Source organism: Pectobacterium brasiliense (genome assembly GCF_013449685.1).
In the GTDB taxonomy this organism is placed as follows: Bacteria; Pseudomonadota; Gammaproteobacteria; order Enterobacterales; family Enterobacteriaceae; genus Pectobacterium; species Pectobacterium brasiliense_A.
This window is the reverse complement of sequence record NZ_JACDSF010000045.1, coordinates 1,277-27,175: the sequence shown is the minus strand read 5'-3', so window position 1 is coordinate 27,175 and position 25,899 is coordinate 1,277. Positions and strand designations below refer to the sequence as shown.

The window sequence follows — 25,899 nt, the reverse complement described above, 5'->3', positions numbered from 1 at the left end:
TAATAGAATGAAGAAGGTGATAGCGATACTTGAGCTTTTCTTTCTCTGTTGGAGGTTGTTACAGGAAAGCATCAGTCTAATGAGAGGAATGCTGGATCCCAAAAGCATAAAAAGTCCGCCAGAGCGAACCTTTTATGTATTACTTTATGCAGGACAAAATCAAATAAGATAGATAACTCATTGATTTTGTTAAATGTATGGCGGTGAGGAAGGGATTCGAACCCTTGATACGTTTTCACGTATACACACTTTCCAGGCGTGCTCCTTCAGCCTCTCGGACACCTCACCGGGGGTTGCCTACAAGGGACAACGGGGCGCTACTATAGGGAGTCGCTTAGCGTCGGTCAAGCAGTATTTAGCGCGAACGGTGCGTATGGCTAAGCATTGAACGGTAACGGATAGTCCGTGCAACTTTGTCGTTAACATGTAGGCAAAATGAATGAGTAATTAGCATAAAAAAACCACAGACCGTGATGGCCTGTGGTTTTTTTTCAGCTATTGACGATTATGCCAGCAACGTTTTGATGTAGCTGGTCAGTACTTCGTCTTTGCTGTTAGCGAAGAAGTATTCCTGGAATTTAGGACCAGCAATCGCGCCTTTAACCAGATCCTGATCGAGGCCTTTCAGGATGGTGATCAGATCGTTGTAGGTCACTGCTTTGACAGCATCTAGGATTTTCTTGTTACGTTGTTGAGGAGCAACGCGATCGCTCGGATAGCCACGGCCGCCTTCTTCTTTGAACAACTGGGTAAACAGGTTTTCCAGGTTCAGTTCAGCGCCCCAGCCAAAGCCTTTAGCGTAAGGAACGGATACCGCGTTACCGTTGTTGATCTGAGAGAACAGGTAAGCATCAGATGGGTCAACAACCAGACCGCAAATTACGCCTGGGAAGGAGTTACAAGCCAGCATTGCGCCCTGGCCAGTACCGCAACCGGTCACAACGAAATCAGCCGCGCCGGAGTTCAGCAGAATAGCTGCCAGAATACCGTTCTGGATGTAGGTCAGTTGCGCTGCATCTTCAACGGCGTATTGGCCGTAGTTGTATACAGTGTGGCCCAACGGTGCAACCGCTTTGGTCAGAGACTCGGCGATGATGGCGTTTTTGGCAGCTTGGCTGTTCTCGTTAATCAGTGCAATTTTCATGTTCGTTCCTTTTCTGTGACGGTCAAATACATTTTTTAAAACTGTATTTCAATTTGATGTGTGCAGTATACCGTTTCAAAAATAAAGCGCAAATCGTGGAAGCAAAGAATGCGGCACAGTCCATAGATTCAGGAAAAATACGAGACAATAAAAAGAGAGGATAAAGGCATAACTTATTGAAAATGGCGCTGTATTTCAGCGCCATAGGGGAAGGGTTATGTATCAGGGAAGGTCAGCGTATTGCCTGGCGCTTCTCGATTAAGATGAAGAAAATTCAGGTGTCGTTCGTACTGATTCAAAATGTCGTTAATCACCTGTTCTTTGCTGTAATCCATCAGGTCATTCCCCTGGCTTCCTTCCAACAGGAAGGTTTCAAGGCGGTAATAATCTGATTTACCTGAGCGAGCCCGGTAGGTAAACGCCGGAACGCTATAGCGCTGCGGCCAAATTTGGTAAAGAAAGTTCTGTTCATCACCCAAATCAACCAGCAGTTCGAGATGATTCAAGCGCTCATCTTCGACAGGCGGCAGGTCGTTGACTGCAACGCTGGCCCCTCGCAGACGCAGTTCACGCGCGACATCCTCCATCGCGGCTTTACAGACATTATCCAGCATTTTTTGCGTATGCGTTGCGCCGGGGAAATTCATGACGCGTGAGAGACGTTGCTTCCAGTTCAGACGATCGTCTCCGGAGATTGGCATCGGGGCTGAGGTTTGTAAGGAGCTAGCTTTACGGTAATCCTCAACCCGCAGTGATTTGTACAATCCCGCCATAATAAAGAACATCACAAAGCTAAACGGTAATCCCATAATGACGGTGGTGTTCTGTAAGGCTGACACACCGTTTGTCATCAGCATACCCAACGTCAGCAGGCCAATGGCGATTGACCAGAAAATTCGCAGCCAGTTTGGCGCATCATTATTGATGTCGCCAAGGCGAGAGGTGAAGTTGCCCAGTACCAGCGAACCGGAATCGGCAGAGGTGACATAAAATAGCAAGCCGGTAATGGTCGCGACAGAGGCGCTCAGGCTAAAACCGGGGTACTGCGCCAGCAGGCTGTAGAATCCGCGCTCTGGATGCTGCATGACTTCATTGGCAAAATCCAGATTACCGTGTAGCACCTGATAAAGTGCGCTGTTGCCAAAAATGGAGAGCCACAGCAGCGTAAAGACAAACGGAATGATCAACGTGCCGACAACGAACTGTCGAATCGTTCTGCCGCGTGAGATACGTGCCAGAAATAGCCCAACAAACGGTGCCCATGCGACCCACCATGCCCAGAAGAACAGCGTCCAGCTATTCATCCACTCCGTTGGGCGATCAAAGGCAAAGCTGTTGAGTGTCATGCCCGTAAAACGATTGATGTAATCCCCGACATTAAGCACCAGTGCGTTTAGCAGAAACTCGGTATCGCCCCAGAAAAGCAGAAAAAGAATCAGGCCCAGTGCGAGCAGGACGTTAAGCTCGGAGAGGAAGCGAATGCCGCGATTGACCCCAGACGTCACCGAAACGGTCGCCATGATCACGGAAAGCAGGATGAGCGAGGCCTGAACGGTGAGATTTTCTGGGATCTGGAACAGAACTTTCAGCCCGTAGTTAAGCTGAACGACGCCGATGCCCAGTGTAGTCGCGATACCGAAGATGGTTCCGAGTACGGCTGCGATATCAACGCTATGGCCAATCGGGCCATTAATACGTTTACCGAAGATAGGGTACAGGGCAGAACGAATCGTTAACGGCAGATTATACCGGTAGCTGAAATAGCCCAGAGCAATGCCCATCAGGGCGTACATTGACCAGCCGGTTAACCCGTAGTGAAACAGCGTCCAGACCATGGCTTGCCGTGCCGCTTCTATCGTCTGGCCTTGTCCTTCCGGCGGCATCATATATTGCGTGATTGGTTCCGCAACGGAAAAGAACATTAAATCGATGCCGATCCCTGCTGCAAATAGCATCGCTGCCCAGCTCATCAAGCTAAATTCAGGTTTCGACTGTTCTGGGCCGAGCTTGATCGATCCAAATCGAGATGACGCAATGAAGATGACGAAAACGATGTAGAGCGTGGCGGCTAGCAGGTAGTACCAACCAAATGTGGCAGAAACCCAGTTAAGCGCGTGGGTAATCCAGGCATTCGCTTCATGGTTAAACAACATGGTCATCAGCGAGAAGGTCAGGATTAATCCCGCGGATGTGTAGAACACGACAGGATTCAGGCGATCCTGTTGGGTGGTCGTTTCTGATGCTGGCATGGTTATCCCTTACGTGACGTGAACAGATACTCTGATTCCTCTCTCCACGAAGCGCGCTTAGCGCATATCAAGAATACGGCGCAGGACATCCGCTGAGTACGCTTTCCGTTGAAGAAGGTCGTCAGAACAAAAAAGAAATTATTCTTTTTAAGGTGGAGTTATCGTCTGAGCTCACACCATTTTTCATGATAATTGATACAGATTTTTAACCTTTCAGCAATAAAAGATATTCATTTTTTATTGAACGTTCAATCAAAAAAAAGTTTAATGGGACAAATCGGCTCATGAATCACCGTCGTTTACCGTGATTCATCACGCAAAAATGAAGGGAAGAAAATGAAGGGGAAGTGCGGTGCCTAAAGTCGGAATGCAGCCCATCAGACGGCAGCAACTCATCGAAGCGACGCTGGCCGCGATTAACGATGTGGGGATGCATGATGCCTCAATCGTACAGATTGCCCGACGTGCGGGCGTGTCGAATGGAATCATCAGCCATTACTTCCGCGATAAAAATGGCTTACTGGAAGCGACGATGCGTTATCTGATTAGTCATCTAGGGCTGGCGGTGAAATCAAGGTTGCTGAATCTGGCAGAAAATACGCCTCGCGCACGCTTGCGGGCGATTGTTCAGGGGAATTTTGATGATAGCCAGACGAATAGCGCAGCGATGAAAACTTGGCTGGCGTTCTGGGCCAGTAGCCTGCATTCCCCCATGCTCCATCGGTTACAGCAGGTTAACGATCGGCGACTTTACTCCAACCTGTGTGTCGAATTCAGCCACTGTTTGCCGAAGGATCGCGCGCGCGTTGCAGCAAAAGGGTTGGCAGGGTTGATCGATGGGCTGTGGCTACGTGGTGCGCTAAGCCATGAGGCCTTCAACCGCGAAGAAGCGCTGAGCATTACCTACGACTATATCGAACAGCAGCTCGTCCGCGCGTAATCCTTCCTTATCATTTTTGCCTTTTCTGCCCTGAACGTTTGTTCGGGCAGCCATCAGACAGGAGAATTTATGTCTCACTACGGTTTACAACAGCTTTATATCAACGGCACTTATGTCGATAGCACGGGTGACGATACATTTGAGGCGATTAACCCCGCGAATGGCGACATCATTGCCCACATTCAGTCGGCCACTGCTGCTGATGTTGACCGTGCGATCAGTGCAGCAACCGCAGGGCAGAAGGTATGGGCGGCGATGACGGCGATGGAACGCTCGCGCATTTTACGTCGCGCCGTGGATATCCTGCGTGAGCGCAATGATGAACTCGCTTTGCTTGAAACGCACGATACTGGTAAGCCGCTCTCGGAAACCCGCACTGTTGATATCGTGACCGGCGCGGATGTTCTGGAGTACTACGCAGGGCTGATTCCTATGCTGGAAGGTCAGCAAATCCCTCTGCGTGATACCTCATTCGCCTACACCCGTCGTGAACCGCTTGGCGTGGTCGCGGGTATTGGGGCCTGGAATTATCCCATTCAGATCGCATTGTGGAAATCTGCCCCTGCGCTGGCGGCAGGCAATGCGATGATCTTCAAGCCCAGTGAAGTCACGTCGCTCACCGCGCTGAAGCTGGCTGAAATCTATACCGAGGCTGGGCTGCCTGCTGGCGTATTCAACGTGCTGACGGGGACGGGAAAGTCGGTTGGTCAGGCGCTGACCACGCATCCGGAGATTGCCAAAGTTTCTTTCACCGGTGGGATCGCCAGCGGGAAAACGGTAATGGCCAATGCCGCAGGCTCGACCCTGAAAGAGGTCACGATGGAGTTGGGGGGAAAATCGCCGCTGATTATTTTTGATGATGCCGATTTGGATAAGGCAGCGGATATCGCCATGATGGCGAATTTCTTCAGCTCAGGGCAGGTGTGTACTAACGGTACACGCGTTTTTATCCCGCAGGCATTACAAGCACAGTTTGAGGAAAAGATTCTGGCGCGTGTTCAGCGCATTCGTATTGGTGACCCGACTGACGAACAGGTGAATTTTGGTCCGCTGGTCAGCTTCCCGCACAGAGAATCCGTACTGCGCTATATCGAAAGCGGAAAACGTGAAGGTGCTCGTGTGCTGGTGGGTGGTGAAACGATGACTGGCGAGAAGTATGCACAAGGTGCATTCGTTGCCCCTACCGTGTTCACAGATTGCCGGGACGATATGACGATTGTGCGCGAGGAAATCTTTGGCCCGGTCATGAGTATTCTGACGTATCAGAATGAGGATGAGGTTATCCGCCGCGCCAATGAGAGTGAATATGGACTGGCTGCTGGCATCGTGACCTGCGATCTGAATCGGGCACATCGGGTGATTCATCAGCTTGAGGCAGGAATTTGCTGGATCAACACCTGGGGTGAGTCTCCGGCCGAAATACCTGTGGGCGGCTACAAACATTCGGGTGTCGGACGTGAAAACGGCATAACAACATTGGAACACTACACGCAAATTAAATCGGTACAGGTTGAACTGGGTGAATTCCGCTCGGTATTTTAAACGAAGGGGAGAAAGCCTAATGGAATATGATTACATCATTATCGGCGCCGGTTCGGCAGGCAACGTGCTGGCAACGCGTCTCACAGAAGAAAGCGACGTAAGCGTGCTGCTGCTCGAAGCGGGTGGCCCGGACTATCGTTTGGATTTTCGCACGCAAATGCCCGCCGCATTGGCTTTCCCATTGCAGGGGAAGCGCTATAACTGGGCTTATGAAACCGACCCAGAACCTCACATGAATAATCGCCGTATGGAATGTGGCCGAGGCAAAGGGCTGGGGGGGTCCTCGCTGATTAACGGCATGTGCTACATCCGTGGCAACGCGATGGATTTTGATAACTGGGCGACCATGCCGGGTCTGGAAGACTGGAGTTACCTTGACTGCCTGCCATATTTCCGTAAAGCAGAAACGCGAGACGTGGGGTCGAATGCCTATCATGGCGCGAGCGGTCCTGTTTCAGTGACAACGCCGAAGATGGGAAACAACGAACTGTTTCACGCGATGGTTGAAGCGGGCGTACAGGCCGGATATCCGCGTACGGACGATCTTAACGGCTATCAGCAGGAAGGCTTTGGTCCGATGGATAGAACCGTCACGCCGAAGGGGCGTCGAGCCAGTACCGCGAGAGGCTATTTGGATCAGGCAAAAGGCCGTAAAAATCTGACCATCGTGACGCATGCCTTAACCGACAAGATTCTCTTCGACGGAAAGCGTGCCGTTGGCGTTGCTTACTTTAAAGGGGAAAATGCGCAGACGGCGAAGGCATGCCGCGAGGTGCTGCTGTGTGCGGGTGCAATCGCCTCGCCGCAGATCTTGCAACGTTCTGGCGTGGGGCCGAAAGACTTGCTCCAGCGTCTCGATATTCCCGTGGTGCACGATTTGCCCGGCGTCGGTGAGAATTTGCAGGACCATCTGGAAATGTATTTGCAATATGCCTGCAAAGAACCGGTATCGCTGTATCCGGCGCTGCAGTGGTTTAACCAGCCCAAAATCGGCGCGGAATGGTTGTTCAATGGCACGGGTGTTGGGGCTAGCAACCAGTTCGAAGCGGGTGGCTTTATTCGCAGTCGGGATGAGTTCGCCTGGCCGAATATTCAATACCACTTCTTGCCCGTCGCCATTAATTACAACGGCAGTAATGCGGTGAAAGAGCACGGATTTCAGGCGCACGTCGGCTCCATGCGTTCACTCAGTCGGGGGCGTGTACAAGTGCGATCCAAAGACGCCCGCGAGCACCCTAGCATCTTGTTCAACTATATGTCGACGGAGCAGGATTGGCAGGAGTTTCGCGATGCGATCCGCATTACGCGTGAAATCATGGCGCAGCCCGCACTGGATAAATACCGTGGGCGAGAGATCAGCCCTGGGCTGGAGGTTCAGACGGATGAGGAACTGGATGAGTTTATCCGCACTCATGCTGAGACAGCATTCCACCCCTCCTGTTCTTGTAAGATGGGAGAGGATGAGATGGCGGTGGTCGATGGGCAAGGCCGGGTTCACGGTATGGAAGGGCTACGCGTGGTGGATGCTTCCATCATGCCGCAGATTATTACCGGTAATCTGAACGCGACAACCATCATGATTGCCGAGAAAATTGCCGACCGAATCCGCCGCCACCAGCCGCTGCCGCGCAGCAAAGCGCGCTACTATGTTTCCGGAAATACCCCAGTGAGAAAAGCGCCGCTGAAGTCGGCTTCGTGACGCTTCCTGCATAGCCAGATGGACCGCAGAGAAAGCGCGGTCCATACTTTTCATTGATATACACAATCTGACAAACAAACGCCTTCCGCACCATTACTATGGGTGACAACACCATCAGTGATGTCACTTTTCCTTGAGGAATGAAAATGAATAATTGGCTGCAACAGATTCAGGGCTTATTGGGCTCCGGTAGCAAGCAGGGGAATCAGCATCAAGGGGGGAAAAACGGCAATTTGGGCGATATGCTAAAGCCTGCTGTGCTGGGCGGTTTGGCTGGCGTATTGTTATCGAATAAGTCCACGCGGAAAATCATGGGTTCATTGGGTAAAAATGCGTTGATCATTGGTGGCAGTGCGGCGGCGGGCGTGGTGTTGTGGAACCAGTACAAAAAGCGTGTTCGCGATACGCATCAGGACGATCCGCAGTTTGGCACTCAGTCCTCGGGTGACAATATTCGTGCCCGTCGTTTGATTCAGGCTCTGGTTTTTGCTGCTAAAAGTGACGGCCATATTGATGCGACTGAGAAACAGCGTATTGATGAGAATATTCAGCAACTGCAACTGGGCAGTGAAGCACAGCGCTGGGTGCAGGAAGCGATAGAACAACCGCTTGATCCAATTTTGCTGGCAAAAGATGTGAAAAATGAGGAAGAGGCGCTTGAGGTCTACTTCTTGAGCTGTGCGATCATTGATGTCGATCACTTCATGGAAAAAAGCTATCTGGATGCGTTAGCGACCGAATTGAAGATACCGCAAGATGTACGGCAGTCGATCACCAATGAACTGAAGAGTCCATCATAGTAGGGCGAGTGGTTTAAGCGGTGGTGAGATAATGTCGGAGAAATAAACGGATAACGCGGGCGAAAGATTTTTCGCCCGCACGGCTATCTGATACTTAGAAAGCGCTGGTGTCTTTGAACAGACCGACTTTCAGTTCGTCAGCAGTATAGATCTGCTGACCGTCAACCAGTACTTCGCCATCAGCAATCCCCATCACCAAACGGCGATTGATCACGCGTTTGAAGTGAATGCGATAGGTTACTTTCTTCGCTGTTGGCAGCACTTGTCCGGTGAATTTAACTTCACCCACGCCGAGCGCGCGGCCTTTGCCTTCGCCACCCAGCCAGCCCAGATAGAAGCCGACCAACTGCCACATGGCATCCAGACCGAGGCAACCTGGCATCACCGGATCGCCGATGAAGTGGCAGCCGAAGAACCATAGGTCAGGCGTGATATCCAATTCGGCTTCCACATAGCCTTTGCCATACTTACCGCCGTCTTCCGTCATTTTAACGACGCGGTCCATCATGAGCATGTTAGGGGCAGGCAACTGAGGGCCGTTTGGGCCGAACAGTTCGCCACGACTGGAGGCAAGGAGGTCTTCTTTTGTATAGGATTCGCGTTTATCTACCATGGTCTCTGTAAGCCTTGTTTTAATGAAGCACGCAGGTTAGCGTACACCTGTACGCTGGGCAAGTCTGTTGCGTCTGGTTGAACCAGTTGGTTTAACGGAAAAACCAAGGGAAACGTCTACGTTCTTGCGGTGTCAGTTGCCCAATTCGCTCACGAATGGCGGACAGCAGGTTTGGCTGCTGTTCATCGTCATAAGCGCAATTGGTCAATAATGACAACGCTTCCGGCGCAGTTTCTACCGGGAAAAGGTGGAATTTCCCTTCGCGTACCGCTTCAACGACATCTTCCTGTAAACAGAGATGGCGTAAATTAGCTGCGGGTAAAACCACGCCCTGTGTTCCCGTTAATCCACGACGCTGGCAGACCTCAAAGAAACCTTCAATTTTTTCATTCACGCCGCCAATGGGTTGCACGTTACCAAATTGATCGACGGAGCCGGTCACAGCGAACTGCTGATTGATTGGCCGCAAGGAGAGGGCGCTAACCAGCGCGCACAGCTCTGCCAGTGAGGCGCTGTCGCCATCAACTTCGCTGTACGACTGCTCGAAGACCATGGACGCCGAGAAAGGCAGTTGTTGATCAAGCTCCAGTTCCGTAATCAGGAACGCCTGCATAATCATCATCCCCTTGGCGTGTAAATTGCCAGCAAGTTCGGCTTTGCGTTCAACGTCGGTGAATTCGCCGTCGCCAGCGTGAACCACGCAGCTGATACGTGTCGGCTCGCCAAAGGCAACGGGATAGCCAGGGAATTCCAATACGGAAAGTCCATTAATCTGGCCGACGACTTCGCCTTCCGTTTCGATCAGGATTTGGCCTAATTCAATTTCATCCTGCATACGTTCACGGAGGTAGCCTTCACGCCATTGGCGAGCGGCAACGGCGTCAACCAGTGCCTGCTCCGTGATTTGGCCATCTCTGGCGTATAGAGACGCATATTTTAACTGGCTGATTAGCCAGCGTGGGCATAATGGCAAATTGCCCTGATCGCCGCTGTAGCGTATCGCAACGTTCACTAATGCCGGCCAGGCATCGGCGTCCAGCAACGGTAGTTGATTTTCGCTGCATAGTGCGTTGATGTAGGAACACCAGCGCGCCATGTCATCCGTTTCAATCAACTGCAATTGCGCTTCGAACTCGCCGTAAATAGCGTGTTCGCCTAATTCCGGCTCCATATCATGAATATCTGCCAGACTTTCGCGGTCACCGAGAATGATCAGGCGAATATCAAGCGGCATCGGTGGCACATCAACAGGAAGTGGCTTGCGCTCGTCTGGTGACTGCCAGCGATAAATGCCTTCAGCCATAATCTGCTTCAAACGCAGCCACATCAACGGCTGAGCCAGCAGCGCTCTGGCTGATAGGATCAACGTGCCGCCGTTTAGCTGATGTATCAGCCCTGGATGCAGCGTGATTTCATCGTGGAAGCTGCGTAGGCAGCCGAAGAGCTGTTCAGGTTCAATCCATTCCTGATAACCACAGCGCTGCTGTGCGGCAAAATTATCTGCAGGCTGCGTGGCGGGTTCGACCCGGATATGACGACCCTCAATGATATATTTACTGCCATATATCGCCCCGGAGTCTGGCCTGATGGCGCTTAGCGCACGGGCGATCAATGCCATATATTCATCATTCTCTCGCGCTTTCAACAGCATAAAGCGGGAAGGGGAACGAGGGTGGCAAAAGAGCGTCAGGCTGTCTGCCAGACGCGACTGAATAACGGAGAATTCAGCAGGAGCAAGCTGAGCTGCCTGAGTGAATAGCGTTTGATAAGGCGTATTATTAGGCAGTAAATGCTGCCATGAGAGTCGGTTACTGGTCAAAGTATCAATGTAATCGTCTGAAGGAAAAGCGTGATTATACAAGAATAATCTAGACTTCACATAAGGAGAGTCATCTCTCCGTCATCTTTCATCCGTTGAAGCTCAGACCACGTTTGGCTAATCATCTTAAAAGCTGTCAGAAAGCCGCCAGAAAGCGGTCAAAATCAGGGAAAACTGTTATGCTGAAAGTCACGTTACGCGGTCACTGAAGAATTTAATATGAAATATCAACAACTAGAAAATCTTGAGTGCGGGTGGAAATGGAAATACCTGGTGAAGAAGCATCGGGAGGGAGAAGAGATTACGCGTTTTCTCGAGCAAAGTGCTGCGGATGACGCCGTACAGGCATTGCTTAAAATGGAAAATCAGCCAGTGAAAGTGCTGGGGTGGATTGCAGAGTGTATGAATCCCTCTTTAGAAAATCGGATGAAGCAGACGATTCGTGCACGGCGTAAACGTCATTTCAATGCTGAGCACCAGCATACACGTAAGAAATCGATCGATCTGGAATACCTGGTCTGGCAGCGTCTTGCGGCCCTCGCTCAGAGACGTGGGGTGACTTTATCAGAAACGATTGTGCAGTTAATCGAAGACGCTGAGCACAAAGAAAAATATGCCAGCCAGATGTCGCTGCTTAAACAGGATCTTGAAGCCATTCTGAATAAAGACGAGACGTGATCAGTTTTTGTCATTTATCGCGCTGATAAACATGCATAAAAATGCAGTGCGCATTTTTCAATGTTGCGTAGCGACGGCCCACAGTGCGACGGATAACAATGCACATCATAAAAAAACCTCGCCGAAGCGAGGTTTTTTTCGTTAATAACTTAAGCCTGAGGCTGAGTTACAACGTCTTTGATGCCTTTAACTTCGATCTCTACGCGACGATCCGGTGCCAAGCAGTCGATCATCGCAGCACGAGGTTTCACGTTGTCACAGGTAGAACCGGTAACTGGTTGAGATTTACCTAAGCCACGAGCAGAGACTTTGTTCGCAGGGATACCTTTAGAAACCAGGTAATCAACGACGCTCTGTGCACGTTTCTCAGACAGGCCTTGGTTGTATTGCTCTGAACCTAAACGGTCAGTGAAGCCCAGAACAACAACGGAACCGTCTTTCGGATCCAGTGAGCTCAACTGGGTGTACAGCTGATCCAGTGATTGCTGGCCTTCTGCCTTCAGCGTTGCTTTGTTGAAGTTGAACAGGACGTCAGATTTCAGCGTGAAACGCTTGGTTTCAACAACTGGAGCCGGAGCCGGGGTTGGCGCAGGAGCAGCAACAACAGGTGCTACGCGGTCATCTTGGCCGAAACGATAAGACAGGCCAACGCTCATCAGCAGGTTGTCTGGACGGGCACCAACGGTACCAGCATCACCAATGTTGCTTACCCATTGGTAGTCAACACGTGCAGCCCAGTTTTTGTCGATTGCGTATTCAACACCCACGGCAGCCAGTGGAGAAACACCAGTATCGTCGTTGTTGATGTCGCCGCCGCCGATAGCTGCGTGGCTGTCTGCGCGCCATACCATACCGCCCAGACGAGTATAAGCGTCCAGACCTGGCATAACAGGGTAGCTCAGTTTAGTAGCCAGTTGGATGCCTTGTGCTTTGAAGCTCGCGCTGTCTGCTAAGCTAGAAGTGGAACCTGCATACTTCATGCGGCCCAGCCAATCGTAGCCCAGTTCAAAGCCCAGGTACGGGTTGGCTTGATAACCAACAAATGCACCAGCACCTAACTTGCTTTTGATCGGGTTGTTAACGATACCGTTGTAACCATTGCCGTAGAAACCCGTATCGTGGAATTGAGACACACCCAGTTTACCACCGGTGTACCAGGTATTGTCTTTAGGAGCTGCTTGCGCGACGGTCGCGAAGCTAGCCAGTGCCACTGCAACTGCGATAGCTGTTTTTTTCATTTTACGCCTCATTATCATCCAAATCGGCAACTAACCTGGAGGGCTAATAAACCTTTGGTTAAAATCCTTTGGTTGGAGACTTTGCCCTTATTTATGACTCACTGTCAGTCAACTGACGTTATAAAAGAGCAACTCCAGCGAGTTAAAGTCTACAACGTGATGAGAAAGTTACAAGTATGATGTGACCTGCATCATAGGAAAAACGCACGAATCATACACACTTGCTAACAAATAGTAGAGGCTTTTGACAGATCTTATGTCTTTTGATTGTATTAAATATAGCCAAAAAGCCCACAGAATACCGCTCTGTGGCGCTCGATAAGACATATAACTGGAATAAGCTGAGAAAATTCTTAATTTACTTAATGATACAATGTCGAATGAATTTTAAGGCTAGGAAACAGTCTATAGGCGTCAGCGTCACCACTTTCTGGCCGCATAATAAAGCCATACGTATTTCCTGCCTGTGCGGCGTGCCGTAACCGAACCTTCTCTTCTTCCGTCAATTCGCGCGGTAACCAGCATAAAACAGCGCTGTAATTCCCTGTCAGCAAGGCTTTTTCCATGGCATTAACGGTAAACAGCGGATTGATATGGTGGAGTTGCACCATTTTATCCAGCGGTAGCCCAGATTGTTGGACCCAAGGGCGGCTCAATTTTTGCTGCGGCGAAAGCCATAATAGCCAACGAGACTGCGTGCCTAGCTGCTGTAAGAGCGGTAATAACAGATGTGTGACGATGGGCTGATCGGCGTTGTACACGATTTCGCTGATAATTCCACCTGTGGCAACCGAGGGCTCCGCAGCGTGTTGATTTGCAGAAAATGATGACGGCTCGATGTTGTGAGAGCAGATTGATTGTGTACGCATAATGAGTTCTACCCATAGTGATACTGTATGTACATACAGTATATGCTGTGTGCGTGAAAATCAACCTGATTTTTTGAAAGCGCTTCGCATATTCCTTATGCAAGAGACAGTAAACACATTTACTGTTTGAAGCCGCATCGGGGCTGTGGTTAATTATTTGTTCCTGCTACAGATACCTTTAATTGTTCAGGACGAGATCATTTCAATACTAAGGATTATGGCAATGAAGCAATTATGCAAAAAAAGGATTTTGCAATCTCAGCAGTCTTTTTCATCTTTGGGGGATATCACTTCGCGTTCCCAATTTGGTGGCTACAGTATCGCAGCAAACAAAACAATTTTTGGACTGGTGTCTGAAGGAGAACTTTATCTTCGCGCCAGTAAGAAGGATGAAAAATATTTTCAGCAGCGTGATATGCCTAATCTGATTTATACCAAGCGCGGTATGCCCGTTCCGTTGAATTACTTTCTTGTCGATGAAGCATTATGGCAAGAATCTGAGCAGCTATTGTATTTTGCCCATCTGGCGTTGGGAGGGGCGCAGTATGATAAGGCTGTCAGAAGTACCAACGGGCGGTTAAAGGATCTTCCGAATCTTAACCATGATATCGAACGGCTACTCTGGAAAGCGGGGATCAAGAATGTTGATGAGTTACAGCATTATGGTGCCAAAAATAGCTACCTCAAGTTGCGGAAGGTTCGTGCTAATCTGAGTGTTAACGTGCTATTGGCGCTTGCTGGTGCCATTTGTGGTACGCATCAAGCGGCACTCCCTCGCGGTGTCCGCAATGAACTGTTGGAATGGTATAAAAACAATGCGGTCTCCAAAGGGCCAAAGCACTAAGTGATGCGTATATTTTACTGTGTCATCATGTCATTTTTTAGCTGTACGAGTTCAGGTAAGAGACCGAGCAACAGGCCGATTTGCTGAATAATTAATGATTCTTTACTGTCTGACTCGGGTGAGAGGGATTGAAGACTGGCGGTAATGGTTTTCAATCCCTGATTGATACGCAAACTTTCCTCTTCGCTACAGTGTAGCGCATCATCAACATGACAAACGGCATCATCCAGCAATTGCAGCGTTTCCGTTGAGGTAATTTTCCCGCGGTGTGCGCCGAGCGTCGAAATATAGCTTAGCAACGTATGATTCAGGCACATAAAGCGGAATGCGCTGTCCAGCTTGCTTCTGGTCGCGTGAGGTTCTGAAGACATATTCGACACAACGGATGCCAGTTCGGCATCGCAGTTATGCGCATCGCGGCGGGCAATACGATAAGGCAGGCTATTATCTTTCCCCTGATAATATTGAACCATGATCGCATCAAGATAACGGCAGTTGGCGTCCAATGTTTTATTGATGATGGTTGGCAGACCGCGAAAGTGCCAGTCCGGCCAAATAAAACTCACCGCCGCCCAAGCGATGGCACACCCGAGTAGCGTATCAATGATGCGTGGCACCGCAACCTCAAAACCTTCACCCAGCAGGTTGAAACAGAGCAGGACAAGCAGCGTAATAAACATGGTTGCGTGGGCATACTGAACGTTGCGAAAGGCGAAAAAGAGTACGCCGCTAATAACGATCAACGTGAGCTGTCCTTCCAGCGAAGGAACGAAGTACAGGATGGGTAAACCGAGCAAAATACCGGTCAATGTCCCGATGATTCTTAACGTCAGCCGCCGCCGAGTGGCGTTATAGTTGGGCTGACAAACAAACAGGCTGGTGAGCAGAATCCAGTAACCGTGCTGCAAGCCCGTTATCTGAATTAATGCGTAGCCGCTGCAGAGCAGCACGGACATACGGATGGCATGGCGAAACAGTGCTGACTGTGGCGTCAGGTGGCGGCTAATACGTAAGTGGATGTCACTCCAGCCCGTGATTTTGTCGTCTGCCAGCGTGTTTTCTGGGTTGTTCTCTTGCTCAATGGCCTGTTCGGATTCGATAGTCGCTAGCTGGGCATCAATAGCGCGTAAATTATTTAGTAGATAAGTGAGAGCCTTAATTTGCGAGGCATCCGCCATGTTGTTGGCCTCGATACGCGCAATAGCAGATTCAAGATGCACGAAAGCCCGCTCAATACGACCGTCATGCTGATATTTTTGGTGCAGCAGAATGGATTGTGACAGTTGCTGACAGGCTTTAGCCTGCCTACTCAGTAGGCGCTGAAAGCGAAATAGGACGTCGCTATAACGCAGTTTCTCACGCAATTGCGGATAGTAAACGTGCGATGAACTGGCCCGTTCGTGAATATCCTGCGCGACGAAATAGTAGTGCAGCGTTTGGCGCGTTCCTCGCTGGCCGCGATCGCCCCGCAGGCGCGTTAACAGCGATGACTTGGTCTGATTGAGCGTTGCAACCAGTTGGCTGTTCGCCATCGCGACCTCAATGAGGGGCTTGTCAGTTTCTTCTTCAATATCAGGATCGAAGAGGTTGGCTTTGGCATCCAGATAGTGTGCCAACTGCTGATAACACTGTGCGAGGTTGTCCTGTAACGGGCGGATGGGGAAAATCAGATGGCCGAATAGTGTCAGCAGATTGTACCAGGAGGCTCCGATCAGCAGCATGATGGGCTGCTGATACCAATTGTCGTAAAGGGATATGCCCAGCATGGTGTAAATCGCGATCAGCAGTGCGCCGAATGCGATGGTTGCATAGCGTTGCCCTAATGCGCCGAGCAGAATGAATCCGCAGGTCGATACCGCCAGACCAAGACCAAATAGCCAAGGGTGGGGGAAAAGCAGTTCGATCGAGACGGAAGCGACAAAAAAACAGGCCAGCGTAATGAACAAATTACGCAGACGCCCAGTGAGTCGATCGTCAAGGTCGGTGAGGGCGGCCGCGACGATGCCAAGCGTGACGGGGATTGTCGATGTTGGCTGTCCCAACCACCAAGGAACCGCCGCCGCACCACTCAGTGCAATAAAGATGCGAATGGTATACAGCCAACTGCTGTTATACACATAGCGGCGAATTCCTGGGGCGAAGGTGAACAACGTAATATCCTTAGATGCCGTTAGCGAAAGTGGCGGCGGGCATTATTTTCCCGTGCTGCCTGCGCCAGTTCGACGGAAACCACGCGACGCCCTACTGGCCACAGCGCGATGGCGGCAATTTTAAAATTGGCGATGCCAACAGGAATGCCAATGATCGTAATGCACTGTGCGATGCCTGTAATGATGTGCGACAGGCAAAGCCACCAGCCAAAGAAAATGAACCAGAAGATGTTCAGCAGCGATCCGCCAGCGCTGAGAATGGTGCTCTTTTCATCTGGGCGTAGCTCATCAACATGCACCGCTTCATTGCCATAAGGCAAGAGCGACAGTTTGGTTATTTCCCAGCATGAACGCGTTAGCGGTAAAGTAAAAATCAGCAACACGCTGACGACTGTCGCCAGAAGCCAGGCTAATGTGGTGAAAAAACCACCTAATACGAAATTGAGGATATTCAACACAGTACGCATAATCTCTCCTGTACTTGTAAGGTAACCAGATAACGTCCCAAACTCGCTGATGGTAAAAGAATTATCACATTAAGCATCAGGATATCCTAACCTGTTTTTAAGGCTAGAGCGCGAAGTCCGATAACGGGTAAACTAGGGAACAGATAAACGACAAAAAATGGACAAATAACCTCTCACATAGTCATGGCGCGAACATCATGGAACTGAAATCTACCTCGTTAGGTAAGCATCTGGCCCAGCATCCCTACAATCGGGTGCGGTTACTGAATGCCGGTGTCGAAGTGAGTGGCGATAAACATCAATACCTGATCCCCTTTAATCAGTTGCTGAGTATTCATTGTAAAAGAGGGCTGGTGTGGGGAGAGCTGGAATTTGAATTGCCAGCCGGAAAAGTAGTGCGCCTGCATGGAACAGAGTGGCAGGAAACGCAGGCTTTTTACCGCCATCTTCTTAAATCCTGGCTCGATTGGAGTGAGGAGATGAGTCTGATCAGCTCTGAAGTTTTGCAGCGCCAAACGGACACTATTCACACGCTGACGCAGCAGGACAAATGGTTTAACCGTCAGGCTCTGACTACGTTGCAGAATGCCATTCGCGATTCTCTGGGGGCTTTGCCCCTGCCTGTTTCTCGTCTTGAGACTTTTGATAACTGCCGTGATAACTACTGGCACTGCTTACGCTGGCTTGAGCAGGGTGATGAGATGCGCACTGCGGCGAATCAGGCATGGATGGATCGCACACTGGCGGCAGAGCAGCCTTTCTTTGAAACGGTGGAGGGTTCGCCATTAAATGTGTCGCAGAGTAAAGCGGTGATCAATGGCGAAGAAGGCGTGCTGGTACTGGCGGGCGCAGGCAGCGGAAAAACCTCCGTGCTGGTGGCTCGAGCTGCGTGGTTAATGCACCGACAAGAGGCCACGCCCGATCAGATTTTGCTGCTGGCATTTGGTCGTAAAGCGGCAGAAGAGATGAATGATCGCATTCGGGAGCGGCTTCATACGGATGAGATTCAGGCTAAGACGTTCCATGCGCTGGCATTGCACATTATTCAGCAGGCTAGCCGCAAGGCTCCGATGATAAGCCAACTGGAAAGTGATGCGAAACAGCGTCGCGAACTGCTAATTTCTCACTGGCAGCAGCAGTGTGCAGAGAAAAAAACGCAGGCTAACGGGTGGCGACGCTGGTTAACTGAAGAGCTGGAATGGGATGTACCAGAAGGCGATTTCTGGAACGACCCGAAGCTGGCGGGGCGGTTGGCCGGGCGACTTGAGCACTGGTTGGGATTGATGCGTATGCACCGCGGCAGCCAGAGTGACATGGTTGAGCAGGCACCAGAATCCATTCGGCCAGAGTTTCAGCAACGTATTCGCCTGATGGCACCGCTGTTGAAAGCCTGGAAAAAAGCGCTTAAGGACGAGAATGCCGTCGACTTCTCTGGCCTTATCCATCAGGCCGTGAACTTGCTGGATAAAGGGCGCTTTGTCAGCCCTTGGAAGCACATTCTGGTGGACGAATTTCAGGATATTTCGCCACAGCGTGCGAGCTTACTTGCAGCACTGCGTCGACAAAATAGCCGTACCTGTCTTTTTGCCGTCGGGGATGACTGGCAGGCCATTTACCGTTTTAGCGGTGCTGAGCTGGCGTTGACGACGGCATTTGAACAGCATTTCGGTGTAGGCGATCAATGCGCGCTGGATACGACCTATCGCTTTAATGAACGCATTGGTGAAATCGCCAACACGTTCATACAGCAAAACCCGTATCAGTTGAAGAAACCGCTTAATAGCCTGAGTAAGGGAGATAAAAAAGCGGTGACTATTCTGCCTCAGGAGCAGCTTGAACCACTTCTGGATAAACTGAGCGGTTTTGTGAAAGCTGATGAACGCATTCTCGTGCTTGCACGTTATCACCATTTACGCCCGGCGATTTTGGAGAAGGCGGCAACCAAGTGGCCGAATTTGCACATTGATTTCATGACGGTGCATGCCAGTAAAGGGCAGCAGGCGGAATATGTCATTATCGTAGGCATGCATGAAGGGAAGGACGGCTTCCCCGCGCCGGCAAGAGAGTCTGTGATTGAGGCGGTGCTGTTACCTGAACCGGAGGATTTCCCCGATGCGGAAGAACGGCGTTTGCTCTATGTGGCATTGACGAGGGCGAAACATCGCGTGTGGTTGCTACAGGATGTGGCGAGTCCATCGGTGTTTATTGAACATCTTCATCGTTTAGGTGTTCCGACGCAGCGTAAGCCAGGATAACGAACAAGATAGACGTAGAACAGAAGAGACCAGCGTCGACGGTGTAGTACGGCTGCTGGTCCATTGTGATGTACGGATATTATTTCAGACGATCTTGCAAGTAGCGCTGATAATCAGGAATGGCGATTTGAACGGGTTCTTTAAATAGCGCTGAGTTAATCAGGAAATCCGCCGTTGCTCGGTTGGTAGCAACAGGAATGTTCCAGACTGTAGCCAGTCTCAGCAGCGCCTTCACATCGGGATCGTGTGGTACGGCGTTAAGTGGATCCCAAAAGAAGATCATTAAATCGATTTTCCCTTCGGAAATGAGTGCGCCAACCTGCTGGTCACCCCCCATAGGTCCACTTAGCATGCTTTTTACGGGCAGACCCGTGTTCAACTGAATCAGGTTGCCGGTGGTTCCGGTAGCGTAAAGCGTGTGCTCTGTGAGCTGTTGTTTATTCGTACCAACCCAATCCAGCAAAGCTTGTTTACAATGGTCGTGTGCGACCAGCGCGATATGTTTTTGCGCGGGGATGGTACGGGTGGTGAACTCCATGGTTACGTCCTTCAATCTGGTGTAGTAAAGCTGACGCTAGGGTACAGACAGATTACGGAAACGTGGTTTCAGTGCAAAGCGATAAAAGCAGGAAAAGACGAACGGGTATCAAAAATCAGATGTGACTGCGCGTAAAATCACCAGCTTACGGATTCATTCAGTGTGGTAGCAAATCCTGCAACTGAAGCCCCGTTCGCCGCCGCGTTGTACTCTGACATTTTTCGTTCTATATCGGGTAGCTCATTGTCTGCGATCACAAACGCATCAGCACGCACGGGGATCGCCTGATTTTTTTCATCAAGCAATTGATATTGAGGCTGGGTGGTAAAGTTTTTGCGATCTTGCAGGGTTTGCAACGGCGGTAGTTTAAATGACACTGACGCCATTTTTTCCGTGTTAAAGGTCGCAATAAAGGTTGAAGGGAAATAGGTCACTGGTGTACCGGTTTGGGCATCGACAGTATCGACGATTTTGAACAGAAGCTGATGTTGCCCATTGCCAAGTTCGAGGCTATCGGCCCCTTTCAGCAACGAGCCTGACATCTTTTTCCCGTCAACCATAAGGAGATTGATTTTCTGATCTAATTTCAACGTTGTTGCCGCCATTGTAAAGGTATTGAAACCTGCAATAACAAGGTAGACAGTGATGACGCCGAATTTCATAATTTTCCCAGACGGAAAGTAATCCGAGTATTGTTGAGGAATTGTCTGAATGTGTCAAAGGTTTCAATTTGAAACAGGTTGTTATGGCATTTTTCGCGATATAGGGTGCAGATTGAGGGGGCTCAAGCCATTTCATGCTATTCGTAGAATGTGCGATACACTGTAATCAATCACGCAAGAGAGGTGGAATAGCATGAATGACAAAGAGATTGAATCGGTACTGAAAACGGTAAAAACTATTGCGTTAGTGGGCGCCAGCGATAATCCATCCCGTCCTAGCTATGGCGTGATGGCATATTTGCTTAAGCAGGGCTACGACGTTATCCCCGTTAGCCCCAAACTGGCCGGCCAGACACTTTTAGGTCAAAAAGCGTATGCCAGCTTAGAGGATATTCCTAAGCCGGTTGATATGGTCGATGTCTTTCGCCAGTCGGAAGCGGCCTATGAGATTGCCAAAGAGGCCATCGCCATTGGTGCTACCGTTCTGTGGCTACAGATTGGTGTCATTAATGAGCAAGCCGCCATTTTGGCTCACGATGCCGGGCTGACAGTCGTGATGGATCGCTGTCCGAAAATTGAAATCCCGCGGTTGGGGTTGGATAAATAAGTTGCAGATAGGCGATGCTGAATATCACAACATCGCCCACGCCTGCCTTTGGTCATGGCATCTGCTGGTAGTGAAAAACTAATGGCGCAGTTGCGGCGCGCGGCGTTGAATGACCTCCGCTAATTCGTTTAGCGAAGGGTGGTCATGCTCAGAAAGTTCTTCCTTCATCAGTTGCGCTTCTGCCAGATAAGTATGAATCGGTTGGCCTTCGTCATCTTCCATCACAACGTGGTACCACGGTTCGGAGCGCGGTGTGTCATTGCCGCTAATTTCTTCCCAAGTGGGTGTGTCTAATGAGTATTCGGGATCGATATCAATCACAACCCCTGGAAACCCCAGTTGTCTATGACGAATCTGTTGTCCGATACCAAATTTACAGACGATCATATCACCCCCCTGGAAATAGATTACACTTTCTACTCGTTGCGGATGGCGTGAAGGAAAAATGACTGCATCCGATAACGCCTTTTAGCGTACAGCGTTTTTTCAAGTCATGTGCCCGTTGATAACTCACTGGCTGAACACATTATTAACAGTATGGTGTAAATTTTTAGAAGATACAGGTCTGCTAATGAAATGTTGTGTGGTTGCAGGGTAGGAAAGGGAGGAAGAAGATGGTAAAGATAGCGACGGTCGCCTATGTCTATGGTGTGGTTCAGGGCGTGGGATTTCGTTACAGCACGCAGCACCAGGCTAGACAGCTTGGGCTCAATGGATATGCACGCAATTGTGATGATGGCAGCGTGGAGGTGGTAGCAAGCGGTGAACCTCATACGGTAGACGCGTTGATTGAATGGCTGAAGCAAGGAGGCCCACGAAGCGCCAGAGTGGATAAGGTGCTTATTGAGCCACATGGTAAGACGGACTATGACGGGTTTACGATCCGCTATTGAAATTGGGTGATGCTAGATGCATTTCACCGGTTTGGGTAAGCCGGCGATTTTAGTTGCTTGCTTGGCTGGCCCTTTCGGGAACAGCTTGTACAGGTAGCGGCTATTTCCTTTCTCCTCACCATACTTTTGCGCCATTGCCTTAACCAACATGCGTATCGCGGGTGACGTATTGAACTCCTGATAAAAATTCCGCACAAACCGGACGACTTCCCAATGTGGTTCAGTCAACACAATGCCTTCCTGTTCTGCTAACACGGGAGCCAATGCTTCACTCCATGCGGTGCTGTCCATCAGGTAACCCTGTGCGTCAGTTGCGATTGTCCGCCCTTCAAACTCCAACATCTTCTCTCCGACTGCGATAGTTCAGCCCGCAGTTTACCAAATTTTTCTATCTGCACCGGAATAAAAAAAGCCCCAGATGGGGCTTTCTTGGTGCGGCGATAGACGAGACTTAGTCGTTACGCATGATGCCCAGAATGCTCAACAGGCTAACGAAGATATTGTATATCGCGACATACAGGCTAACCGTCGCCCGGATGTAGTTGGTTTCGCCACCATGGATGATGTTACTGGTTTCCCACAGAATGGCACCCGCAGAGAACAGAATAAACAGGGCGCTGATTGCCAGATGCAGAGCCGGGATCTGCAAGAACAGATTGGCGATAACGGCAACAAGCAGGACAACGAATCCAGCCATCATCATGCCTGACAGGAAGGACATATCCTTACGTGTCGTTAAGACATAAGCTGAACAGCAGAAGAACACCACCGCTGTGCCGCCGAGGGCCAGCATGACAATGTCGCCTGCGCCGGTGGAAATCAGCGAACTTAAAATTGGGCCCAGCGTATAACCCATGAATCCGGTCAGTGCGAACGCAGCCAGAATGCCTGCAGGGCTGTTAGCCAGCTTGTGCGTTAGGAACATCAGACCATAAAACCCAACCAGCATCAGAATTAAACCAGGAGCAGGCAGGTTGAGTACGGTGCTTGCCGTGGCGGTAACGGCTGAAAAACCCAGTGTCAGCGACAGCAGGAAATAGGTGTTGCGCAGCACGTTGTGCGTGCTGAGTAGCGAGCTTTCACGGGTAGAAGAAACAACAATACGATCCATATCAGCGACTCTCTCTTCAGGGTGCTATTATCCAATGTCAAAGAGTAAATAGTTTCATGACGTTATTAAAGATGGTTTACCCTTCTTTACGCTGAAATTCTTCATTTTTCTGCCCGCGCTTGTGTTTTGTTCGGCAGGTAGTGTGATACCGGAGATAAATTGCACTATTTTATCCGCCGTGTGACGGTTTTGTGTCCAATTGCGCTGCGTTAGGCTATTTTTCAGGCGATTGAGCGCCGTGATGCTTTACAAGATTTCACACACTGTTTATAGTTCGCGTCATTGCGGAGGAGTGGCCGNNGTTCGAATCTCTACTCCTCCGCCAAAAAATTCAACGGGTTAGCTTAGGCTAGCCCGTTTTCATTTCTGCTATCGAATCCCAGCATCGTTTCTTACCTTATGGCGCTGATGTGGCGATTGTCCGTAACAACTTCTGCGCTGAGCGCGTTGACACGTGTAGCGAAGACACGAAGCGAGTTTTTCCCATCACCGATTCATTCAGAAATGAATATTAACGATTGGTAAAAAATAAATAAGCATAGCGTTATTCATTATTAATAAATCAATAATTACTGCCTAATAATAACAATACAAATGCGGGTGTTATTTATTGTTCACCTATTCCTGTTCAGCCTTGCGTACAGTAAATAAAACGCTGAACTGGAAAACATGCAAGTGACTGAAAACGATTGGTTGATGTATTGACTACAAATTAAATCAGGAAATCATCCTGAGTTTTATAAACAACCAGATCAAGCAATGTGCGATATTTTTCCTGAAAAGCGGCATTGGCCTCTGTTTCAATTTTGTGGACTAATTTAGCGATGATGGCCTTGTTACTGACGGAATGGCCGGATTGAATGATTTCTTCCACAATGTTACCGAGCATTTCCATGTCGCTGACTTGAGACTCAAGGTTAAGGACATCAGATATTGGGAGCTCGTTTTGGGGCACTTCTGGATGCATTGCTTTTCCTCCCTTTCGCGCTTTCTGGCATAGAATACACGCCTTGCCAGACAACACGAACGCGTTGCCCGCCAGACATGAAGAAATCGTTACTTAACTTTAGTCGATCATCCGCATAAAACCAGTCGATAAGATAAATAAACACAGCGTTACTCAGCAATGTTTCCGAACGTGAAAGGATGACGGTGATCAATGGTCAGGTGAATAAATATGAATTTTTCGTTTCCCACCAATATTATGTTTGAAATAATTATGTGAGATGTGTGACTTCAATAAGTTAAACATAACGAGAGGGAAGGATGTAGGGAAAAACATTAACTGAACATAAAAACTATTAATACATTTTGATTACGACCTATAAGATTTATATCTGTAAAAGGAGATGATGTTTTTTTGTGGCACATATCGTTTTAGCAAAAGATGTCCTTTTCTCGAATATAGTGCTGTAGTTTACCTGGAGCGTTGGGATGCAAAAAATCAGAGCAAAAGCAGTTTGTCTTTTCCGCAATAATGGCAAGATCCTGTTAGCTGAAGGGTATGATCCGATAAAAGACGAGCATTATGTGTTGCCGCTCGGTGGTGGTATCGATTTTGGCGAACTGTCGCAGGCCGCGGCGGAGAGGGAGGTTCAGGAGGAAATCAGTGCAGCGACCAAGGATTTTTCGCTGTTGGGCGTTTCGGAGAATATCTTCTCCTACAATGGCAAGCCGGGTCATGAGATTGTCTTTGTTTATGAGGCCCGATTTCAGGATGAGTCTCTTTATCAACAAGATATCATTCATGGTATAGAGACAAACGGTGTTCCGATCGTGACTCGCTGGTTTGATATTGATTTGCTGCGCTCAGGGGAAATCCAGTTTTATCCTCATGGTATAGTGGACATGATCTAGTCGGAATTGACTGGTGGGGATGATGGCATGCCGTTGCTCCGTGATGATAATCCGTGCCGATGCGAAGCGTCGAAATAAGGGAAAAAAGAATGCAGGCTTTGATAGTGATTGATATGCAAAATGCGGTGTTTTCAACGCCAAGAGCGCGACACGCGCAGACGGTCGCATTGATAAACCAGCTTTCAGATGCAGCAGATCGGACGATTTTTATTCAGCATGAAGAAGACGGCATGCTGTCTGGCAGCGATGGGTGGCAGCTATTACCTGAACTGCATCAGCCAGAGGGAAGTCTGTTTATCACCAAAACGGCGTGCGATGCATTTTACCGCACGTCGTTAGCCGATGTGCTGGCTGAATTAGGTGTTAACCACCTGACGATTTGCGGGTGTGCGACAGATTATTGTGTTGATGCAACCATTAAGAATGCAGCCAGCCGAGGCTATGCGCTGACGATTGCAGCCGATGCACACACGACGGCGAATCGCGGTGAACTGAAAGCCGAACAGCTCGTCACGCATTACAACGACGTGTGGCGGAATTTTATTATTCCGGGCAACACGATTACGGTAGAAACCACGGAACACATCGTTGCTTCATGGAGGATGAGTCGTTAGTTCCATGCTGAATATTATTTCTGTCAGAAATCGCCCCGAATACAAAGAGCAGGCGATCCAGTACTTCCAACGTCACTGGGTATCAGATGAGACGCAGATGCTTTACGAAGACTGTATCAGCCACTGCATTGATGTGGAAAACCCATTGCCAGATTGGTATCTGATTATTTTGTGCGTCGATTGGGTTAAAATTGCAGGCAACATGCGTAAAAGTGAACGGGATCATATTTTGCTGATGAGGGGCAGACTACGCTTCTTACAGATTGACAGGTAATCAGTTATCCACGTCAGGGCGGGATTCCACTTTGCT

General features: G+C 49.6%; 25 protein-coding genes, 1 tRNA gene and 1 pseudogene. 12 read left to right on the top strand and 15 right to left on the bottom strand.

What is annotated here, in order from left to right; genetic code table 11:
* Positions 1-198 precede the first annotated feature (198 nt).
* The 3 genes from H0248_RS17320 to H0248_RS17310 form a co-directional block, all read right to left on the bottom strand.
* Positions 199-288 (bottom strand) — tRNA-Ser (locus tag H0248_RS17320).
* Between the two features lie 217 nt (positions 289-505).
* Positions 506-1,144, bottom strand: coding sequence for an RpiB/LacA/LacB family sugar-phosphate isomerase (locus H0248_RS17315; RefSeq protein WP_180786860.1), 639 nt, complete (start codon positions 1,142-1,144; stop codon positions 506-508).
* Between the two features lie 215 nt (positions 1,145-1,359).
* Positions 1,360-3,393, bottom strand: a complete 2,034-nt coding sequence (locus tag H0248_RS17310; RefSeq protein WP_180786859.1) for a choline transporter — start codon at positions 3,391-3,393, stop codon at positions 1,360-1,362.
* A 352-nt stretch (positions 3,394-3,745) separates the two neighbouring features.
* Here H0248_RS17310 and betI point away from each other — a divergent pair, with 352 nt between their 5' ends.
* The 4 genes from betI to H0248_RS17290 all read left to right on the top strand — a co-directional run bounded on the left by betI (position 3,746) and on the right by H0248_RS17290 (position 8,374).
* A complete protein-coding gene (gene betI / locus H0248_RS17305) occupies positions 3,746-4,333 on the top strand; it encodes a transcriptional regulator BetI (RefSeq protein ID WP_039275685.1) in 588 nt (195 codons plus the stop codon).
* A 69-nt stretch (positions 4,334-4,402) separates the two neighbouring features.
* Positions 4,403-5,875 carry a betaine-aldehyde dehydrogenase gene (gene betB / locus H0248_RS17300; protein ID WP_180786858.1) on the top strand — a complete coding sequence of 491 codons (1,473 nt, stop codon included), beginning with the start codon at positions 4,403-4,405 and terminating at the stop codon, positions 5,873-5,875.
* A gap of 19 nt (positions 5,876-5,894) precedes the next feature.
* The gene (betA, locus tag H0248_RS17295) at positions 5,895-7,574 is read left to right on the top strand and encodes a choline dehydrogenase (protein ID WP_180786857.1); all 1,680 of its coding nucleotides are present in this window, start codon (positions 5,895-5,897) and stop codon (positions 7,572-7,574) included.
* 146 nt (positions 7,575-7,720) lie between these two features.
* Positions 7,721-8,374 (top strand): tellurite resistance TerB family protein, encoded by a 654-nt coding sequence (locus tag H0248_RS17290; RefSeq protein WP_180786856.1) that lies wholly within the window; start codon positions 7,721-7,723, stop codon positions 8,372-8,374.
* A gap of 94 nt (positions 8,375-8,468) precedes the next feature.
* On the opposite strand, the gene fabA is transcribed toward H0248_RS17290, so the two are convergent.
* Together fabA and H0248_RS17280 are read right to left on the bottom strand one after the other, a co-directional pair.
* Positions 8,469-8,987, bottom strand: coding sequence for a bifunctional 3-hydroxydecanoyl-ACP dehydratase/trans-2-decenoyl-ACP isomerase (gene fabA / locus H0248_RS17285; RefSeq protein ID WP_014915875.1), 519 nt, complete (start codon positions 8,985-8,987; stop codon positions 8,469-8,471).
* Between the two features lie 91 nt (positions 8,988-9,078).
* The gene (locus tag H0248_RS17280; protein ID WP_180786855.1) at positions 9,079-10,848 is read right to left on the bottom strand and encodes an AAA family ATPase; all 1,770 of its coding nucleotides are present in this window, start codon (positions 10,846-10,848) and stop codon (positions 9,079-9,081) included.
* A 177-nt stretch (positions 10,849-11,025) separates the two neighbouring features.
* Here H0248_RS17280 and matP point away from each other — a divergent pair, with 177 nt between their 5' ends.
* Complete coding sequence (gene matP, locus H0248_RS17275; protein WP_180786854.1) at positions 11,026-11,484, top strand: macrodomain Ter protein MatP; 459 nt, start codon at positions 11,026-11,028, stop codon at positions 11,482-11,484.
* Positions 11,485-11,633: 149 nt separating this feature from the next.
* Here the strand turns inward: matP and ompA are convergent, their stop codons facing one another.
* On the bottom strand, positions 11,634-12,722 hold the full coding sequence (gene ompA / locus H0248_RS17270; RefSeq protein WP_180786853.1) for a porin OmpA: 1,089 nt from the start codon (positions 12,720-12,722) through the stop codon (positions 11,634-11,636).
* Positions 12,723-13,084: 362 nt separating this feature from the next.
* Positions 13,085-13,591, bottom strand: coding sequence for an SOS-induced cell division inhibitor SulA (sulA, locus tag H0248_RS17265; RefSeq protein ID WP_180786852.1), 507 nt, complete (start codon positions 13,589-13,591; stop codon positions 13,085-13,087).
* A gap of 223 nt (positions 13,592-13,814) precedes the next feature.
* On the opposite strand from sulA, the gene H0248_RS17260 reads away from it, so the two are divergent.
* Positions 13,815-14,435 carry a TfoX/Sxy family DNA transformation protein gene (locus H0248_RS17260; protein ID WP_180786851.1) on the top strand — a complete coding sequence of 207 codons (621 nt, stop codon included), beginning with the start codon at positions 13,815-13,817 and terminating at the stop codon, positions 14,433-14,435.
* A 14-nt stretch (positions 14,436-14,449) separates the two neighbouring features.
* Here the strand turns inward: H0248_RS17260 and yccS are convergent, their stop codons facing one another.
* Both yccS and H0248_RS17250 read right to left on the bottom strand, forming a co-directional pair.
* Complete coding sequence (gene yccS, locus H0248_RS17255; protein ID WP_180786850.1) at positions 14,450-16,585, bottom strand: YccS family putative transporter; 2,136 nt, start codon at positions 16,583-16,585, stop codon at positions 14,450-14,452.
* Positions 16,586-16,605: 20 nt separating this feature from the next.
* The gene (locus H0248_RS17250) at positions 16,606-17,052 is read right to left on the bottom strand and encodes a YccF domain-containing protein (RefSeq protein WP_110164162.1); all 447 of its coding nucleotides are present in this window, start codon (positions 17,050-17,052) and stop codon (positions 16,606-16,608) included.
* 197 nt (positions 17,053-17,249) lie between these two features.
* On the opposite strand from H0248_RS17250, the gene helD reads away from it, so the two are divergent.
* Positions 17,250-19,307, top strand: coding sequence for a DNA helicase IV (gene helD, locus H0248_RS17245; RefSeq protein ID WP_180786849.1), 2,058 nt, complete (start codon positions 17,250-17,252; stop codon positions 19,305-19,307).
* Positions 19,308-19,386: 79 nt separating this feature from the next.
* Here helD and H0248_RS17240 read toward each other — a convergent pair whose 3' ends face one another.
* Entirely contained in the window at positions 19,387-19,845 is a 459-nt protein-coding gene (locus H0248_RS17240) for a methylglyoxal synthase (RefSeq protein ID WP_180786848.1), read from the bottom strand.
* A gap of 137 nt (positions 19,846-19,982) precedes the next feature.
* Positions 19,983-20,507 (bottom strand): DUF2057 family protein, encoded by a 525-nt coding sequence (locus H0248_RS17235; protein WP_180786847.1) that lies wholly within the window; start codon positions 20,505-20,507, stop codon positions 19,983-19,985.
* Between the two features lie 193 nt (positions 20,508-20,700).
* Between H0248_RS17235 and H0248_RS17230 the strand changes: the two genes are divergently transcribed.
* Positions 20,701-21,114, top strand: a complete 414-nt coding sequence (locus H0248_RS17230; RefSeq protein ID WP_180786846.1) for a CoA-binding protein — start codon at positions 20,701-20,703, stop codon at positions 21,112-21,114.
* 78 nt (positions 21,115-21,192) lie between these two features.
* Here H0248_RS17230 and hspQ read toward each other — a convergent pair whose 3' ends face one another.
* Entirely contained in the window at positions 21,193-21,501 is a 309-nt protein-coding gene (gene hspQ / locus H0248_RS17225; protein ID WP_180786845.1) for a heat shock protein HspQ, read from the bottom strand.
* Positions 21,502-21,728: 227 nt separating this feature from the next.
* On the opposite strand from hspQ, the gene yccX reads away from it, so the two are divergent.
* Entirely contained in the window at positions 21,729-22,007 is a 279-nt protein-coding gene (gene yccX / locus H0248_RS17220; protein ID WP_180786844.1) for an acylphosphatase, read from the top strand.
* A 12-nt stretch (positions 22,008-22,019) separates the two neighbouring features.
* Here the strand turns inward: yccX and tusE are convergent, their stop codons facing one another.
* The 3 genes from tusE to H0248_RS17205 form a co-directional block, all read right to left on the bottom strand.
* Positions 22,020-22,349 (bottom strand): sulfurtransferase TusE, encoded by a 330-nt coding sequence (gene tusE, locus H0248_RS17215; RefSeq protein WP_039285879.1) that lies wholly within the window; start codon positions 22,347-22,349, stop codon positions 22,020-22,022.
* A gap of 109 nt (positions 22,350-22,458) precedes the next feature.
* Positions 22,459-23,118, bottom strand: coding sequence for an FtsH protease modulator YccA (yccA, locus tag H0248_RS17210; RefSeq protein WP_180786843.1), 660 nt, complete (start codon positions 23,116-23,118; stop codon positions 22,459-22,461).
* 712 nt (positions 23,119-23,830) lie between these two features.
* A complete protein-coding gene (locus H0248_RS17205) occupies positions 23,831-24,085 on the bottom strand; it encodes a biofilm/acid-resistance regulator YmgB/AriR (protein ID WP_180786842.1) in 255 nt (84 codons plus the stop codon).
* A 467-nt stretch (positions 24,086-24,552) separates the two neighbouring features.
* On the opposite strand from H0248_RS17205, the gene H0248_RS17200 reads away from it, so the two are divergent.
* The 3 genes and pseudogenes from H0248_RS17200 to H0248_RS17190 form a co-directional block, all read left to right on the top strand.
* Positions 24,553-24,975 (top strand): NUDIX hydrolase, encoded by a 423-nt coding sequence (locus H0248_RS17200; RefSeq protein WP_180786841.1) that lies wholly within the window; start codon positions 24,553-24,555, stop codon positions 24,973-24,975.
* An 89-nt stretch (positions 24,976-25,064) separates the two neighbouring features.
* Complete coding sequence (locus H0248_RS17195) at positions 25,065-25,589, top strand: isochorismatase family protein (protein WP_180786840.1); 525 nt, start codon at positions 25,065-25,067, stop codon at positions 25,587-25,589.
* 4 nt (positions 25,590-25,593) lie between these two features.
* A pseudogene (locus H0248_RS17190) lies at positions 25,594-25,755 on the top strand (GNAT family N-acetyltransferase); the annotation flags it as partial.
* Positions 25,756-25,899: the final 144 nt, after the last annotated feature.

Coding starts and splice junctions, on each gene's coding strand:
- H0248_RS17315 (WP_180786860.1), bottom strand. CDS start 1,144: ATGAAAATTGCACTGATTAACGAGAACAGCCAAGCTGCCAAAAACGCC.
- H0248_RS17310 (WP_180786859.1), bottom strand. CDS start 3,393: ATGCCAGCATCAGAAACGACCACCCAACAGGATCGCCTGAATCCTGTC.
- betB (WP_180786858.1), top strand. CDS start 4,403: ATGTCTCACTACGGTTTACAACAGCTTTATATCAACGGCACTTATGTC.
- betA (WP_180786857.1), top strand. CDS start 5,895: ATGGAATATGATTACATCATTATCGGCGCCGGTTCGGCAGGCAACGTG.
- H0248_RS17290 (WP_180786856.1), top strand. CDS start 7,721: ATGAATAATTGGCTGCAACAGATTCAGGGCTTATTGGGCTCCGGTAGC.
- fabA (WP_014915875.1), bottom strand. CDS start 8,987: ATGGTAGATAAACGCGAATCCTATACAAAAGAAGACCTCCTTGCCTCC.
- matP (WP_180786854.1), top strand. CDS start 11,026: ATGAAATATCAACAACTAGAAAATCTTGAGTGCGGGTGGAAATGGAAA.
- ompA (WP_180786853.1), bottom strand. CDS start 12,722: ATGAAAAAAACAGCTATCGCAGTTGCAGTGGCACTGGCTAGCTTCGCG.
- sulA (WP_180786852.1), bottom strand. CDS start 13,591: ATGCGTACACAATCAATCTGCTCTCACAACATCGAGCCGTCATCATTT.
- H0248_RS17260 (WP_180786851.1), top strand. CDS start 13,815: ATGAAGCAATTATGCAAAAAAAGGATTTTGCAATCTCAGCAGTCTTTT.
- H0248_RS17250 (WP_110164162.1), bottom strand. CDS start 17,052: ATGCGTACTGTGTTGAATATCCTCAATTTCGTATTAGGTGGTTTTTTC.
- helD (WP_180786849.1), top strand. CDS start 17,250: ATGGAACTGAAATCTACCTCGTTAGGTAAGCATCTGGCCCAGCATCCC.
- H0248_RS17240 (WP_180786848.1), bottom strand. CDS start 19,845: ATGGAGTTCACCACCCGTACCATCCCCGCGCAAAAACATATCGCGCTG.
- H0248_RS17235 (WP_180786847.1), bottom strand. CDS start 20,507: ATGAAATTCGGCGTCATCACTGTCTACCTTGTTATTGCAGGTTTCAAT.
- H0248_RS17230 (WP_180786846.1), top strand. CDS start 20,701: ATGAATGACAAAGAGATTGAATCGGTACTGAAAACGGTAAAAACTATT.
- hspQ (WP_180786845.1), bottom strand. CDS start 21,501: ATGATCGTCTGTAAATTTGGTATCGGACAACAGATTCGTCATAGACAA.
- yccX (WP_180786844.1), top strand. CDS start 21,729: ATGGTAAAGATAGCGACGGTCGCCTATGTCTATGGTGTGGTTCAGGGC.
- tusE (WP_039285879.1), bottom strand. CDS start 22,349: ATGTTGGAGTTTGAAGGGCGGACAATCGCAACTGACGCACAGGGTTAC.
- yccA (WP_180786843.1), bottom strand. CDS start 23,118: ATGGATCGTATTGTTGTTTCTTCTACCCGTGAAAGCTCGCTACTCAGC.
- H0248_RS17205 (WP_180786842.1), bottom strand. CDS start 24,085: ATGCATCCAGAAGTGCCCCAAAACGAGCTCCCAATATCTGATGTCCTT.
- H0248_RS17200 (WP_180786841.1), top strand. CDS start 24,553: ATGCAAAAAATCAGAGCAAAAGCAGTTTGTCTTTTCCGCAATAATGGC.
- H0248_RS17195 (WP_180786840.1), top strand. CDS start 25,065: ATGCAGGCTTTGATAGTGATTGATATGCAAAATGCGGTGTTTTCAACG.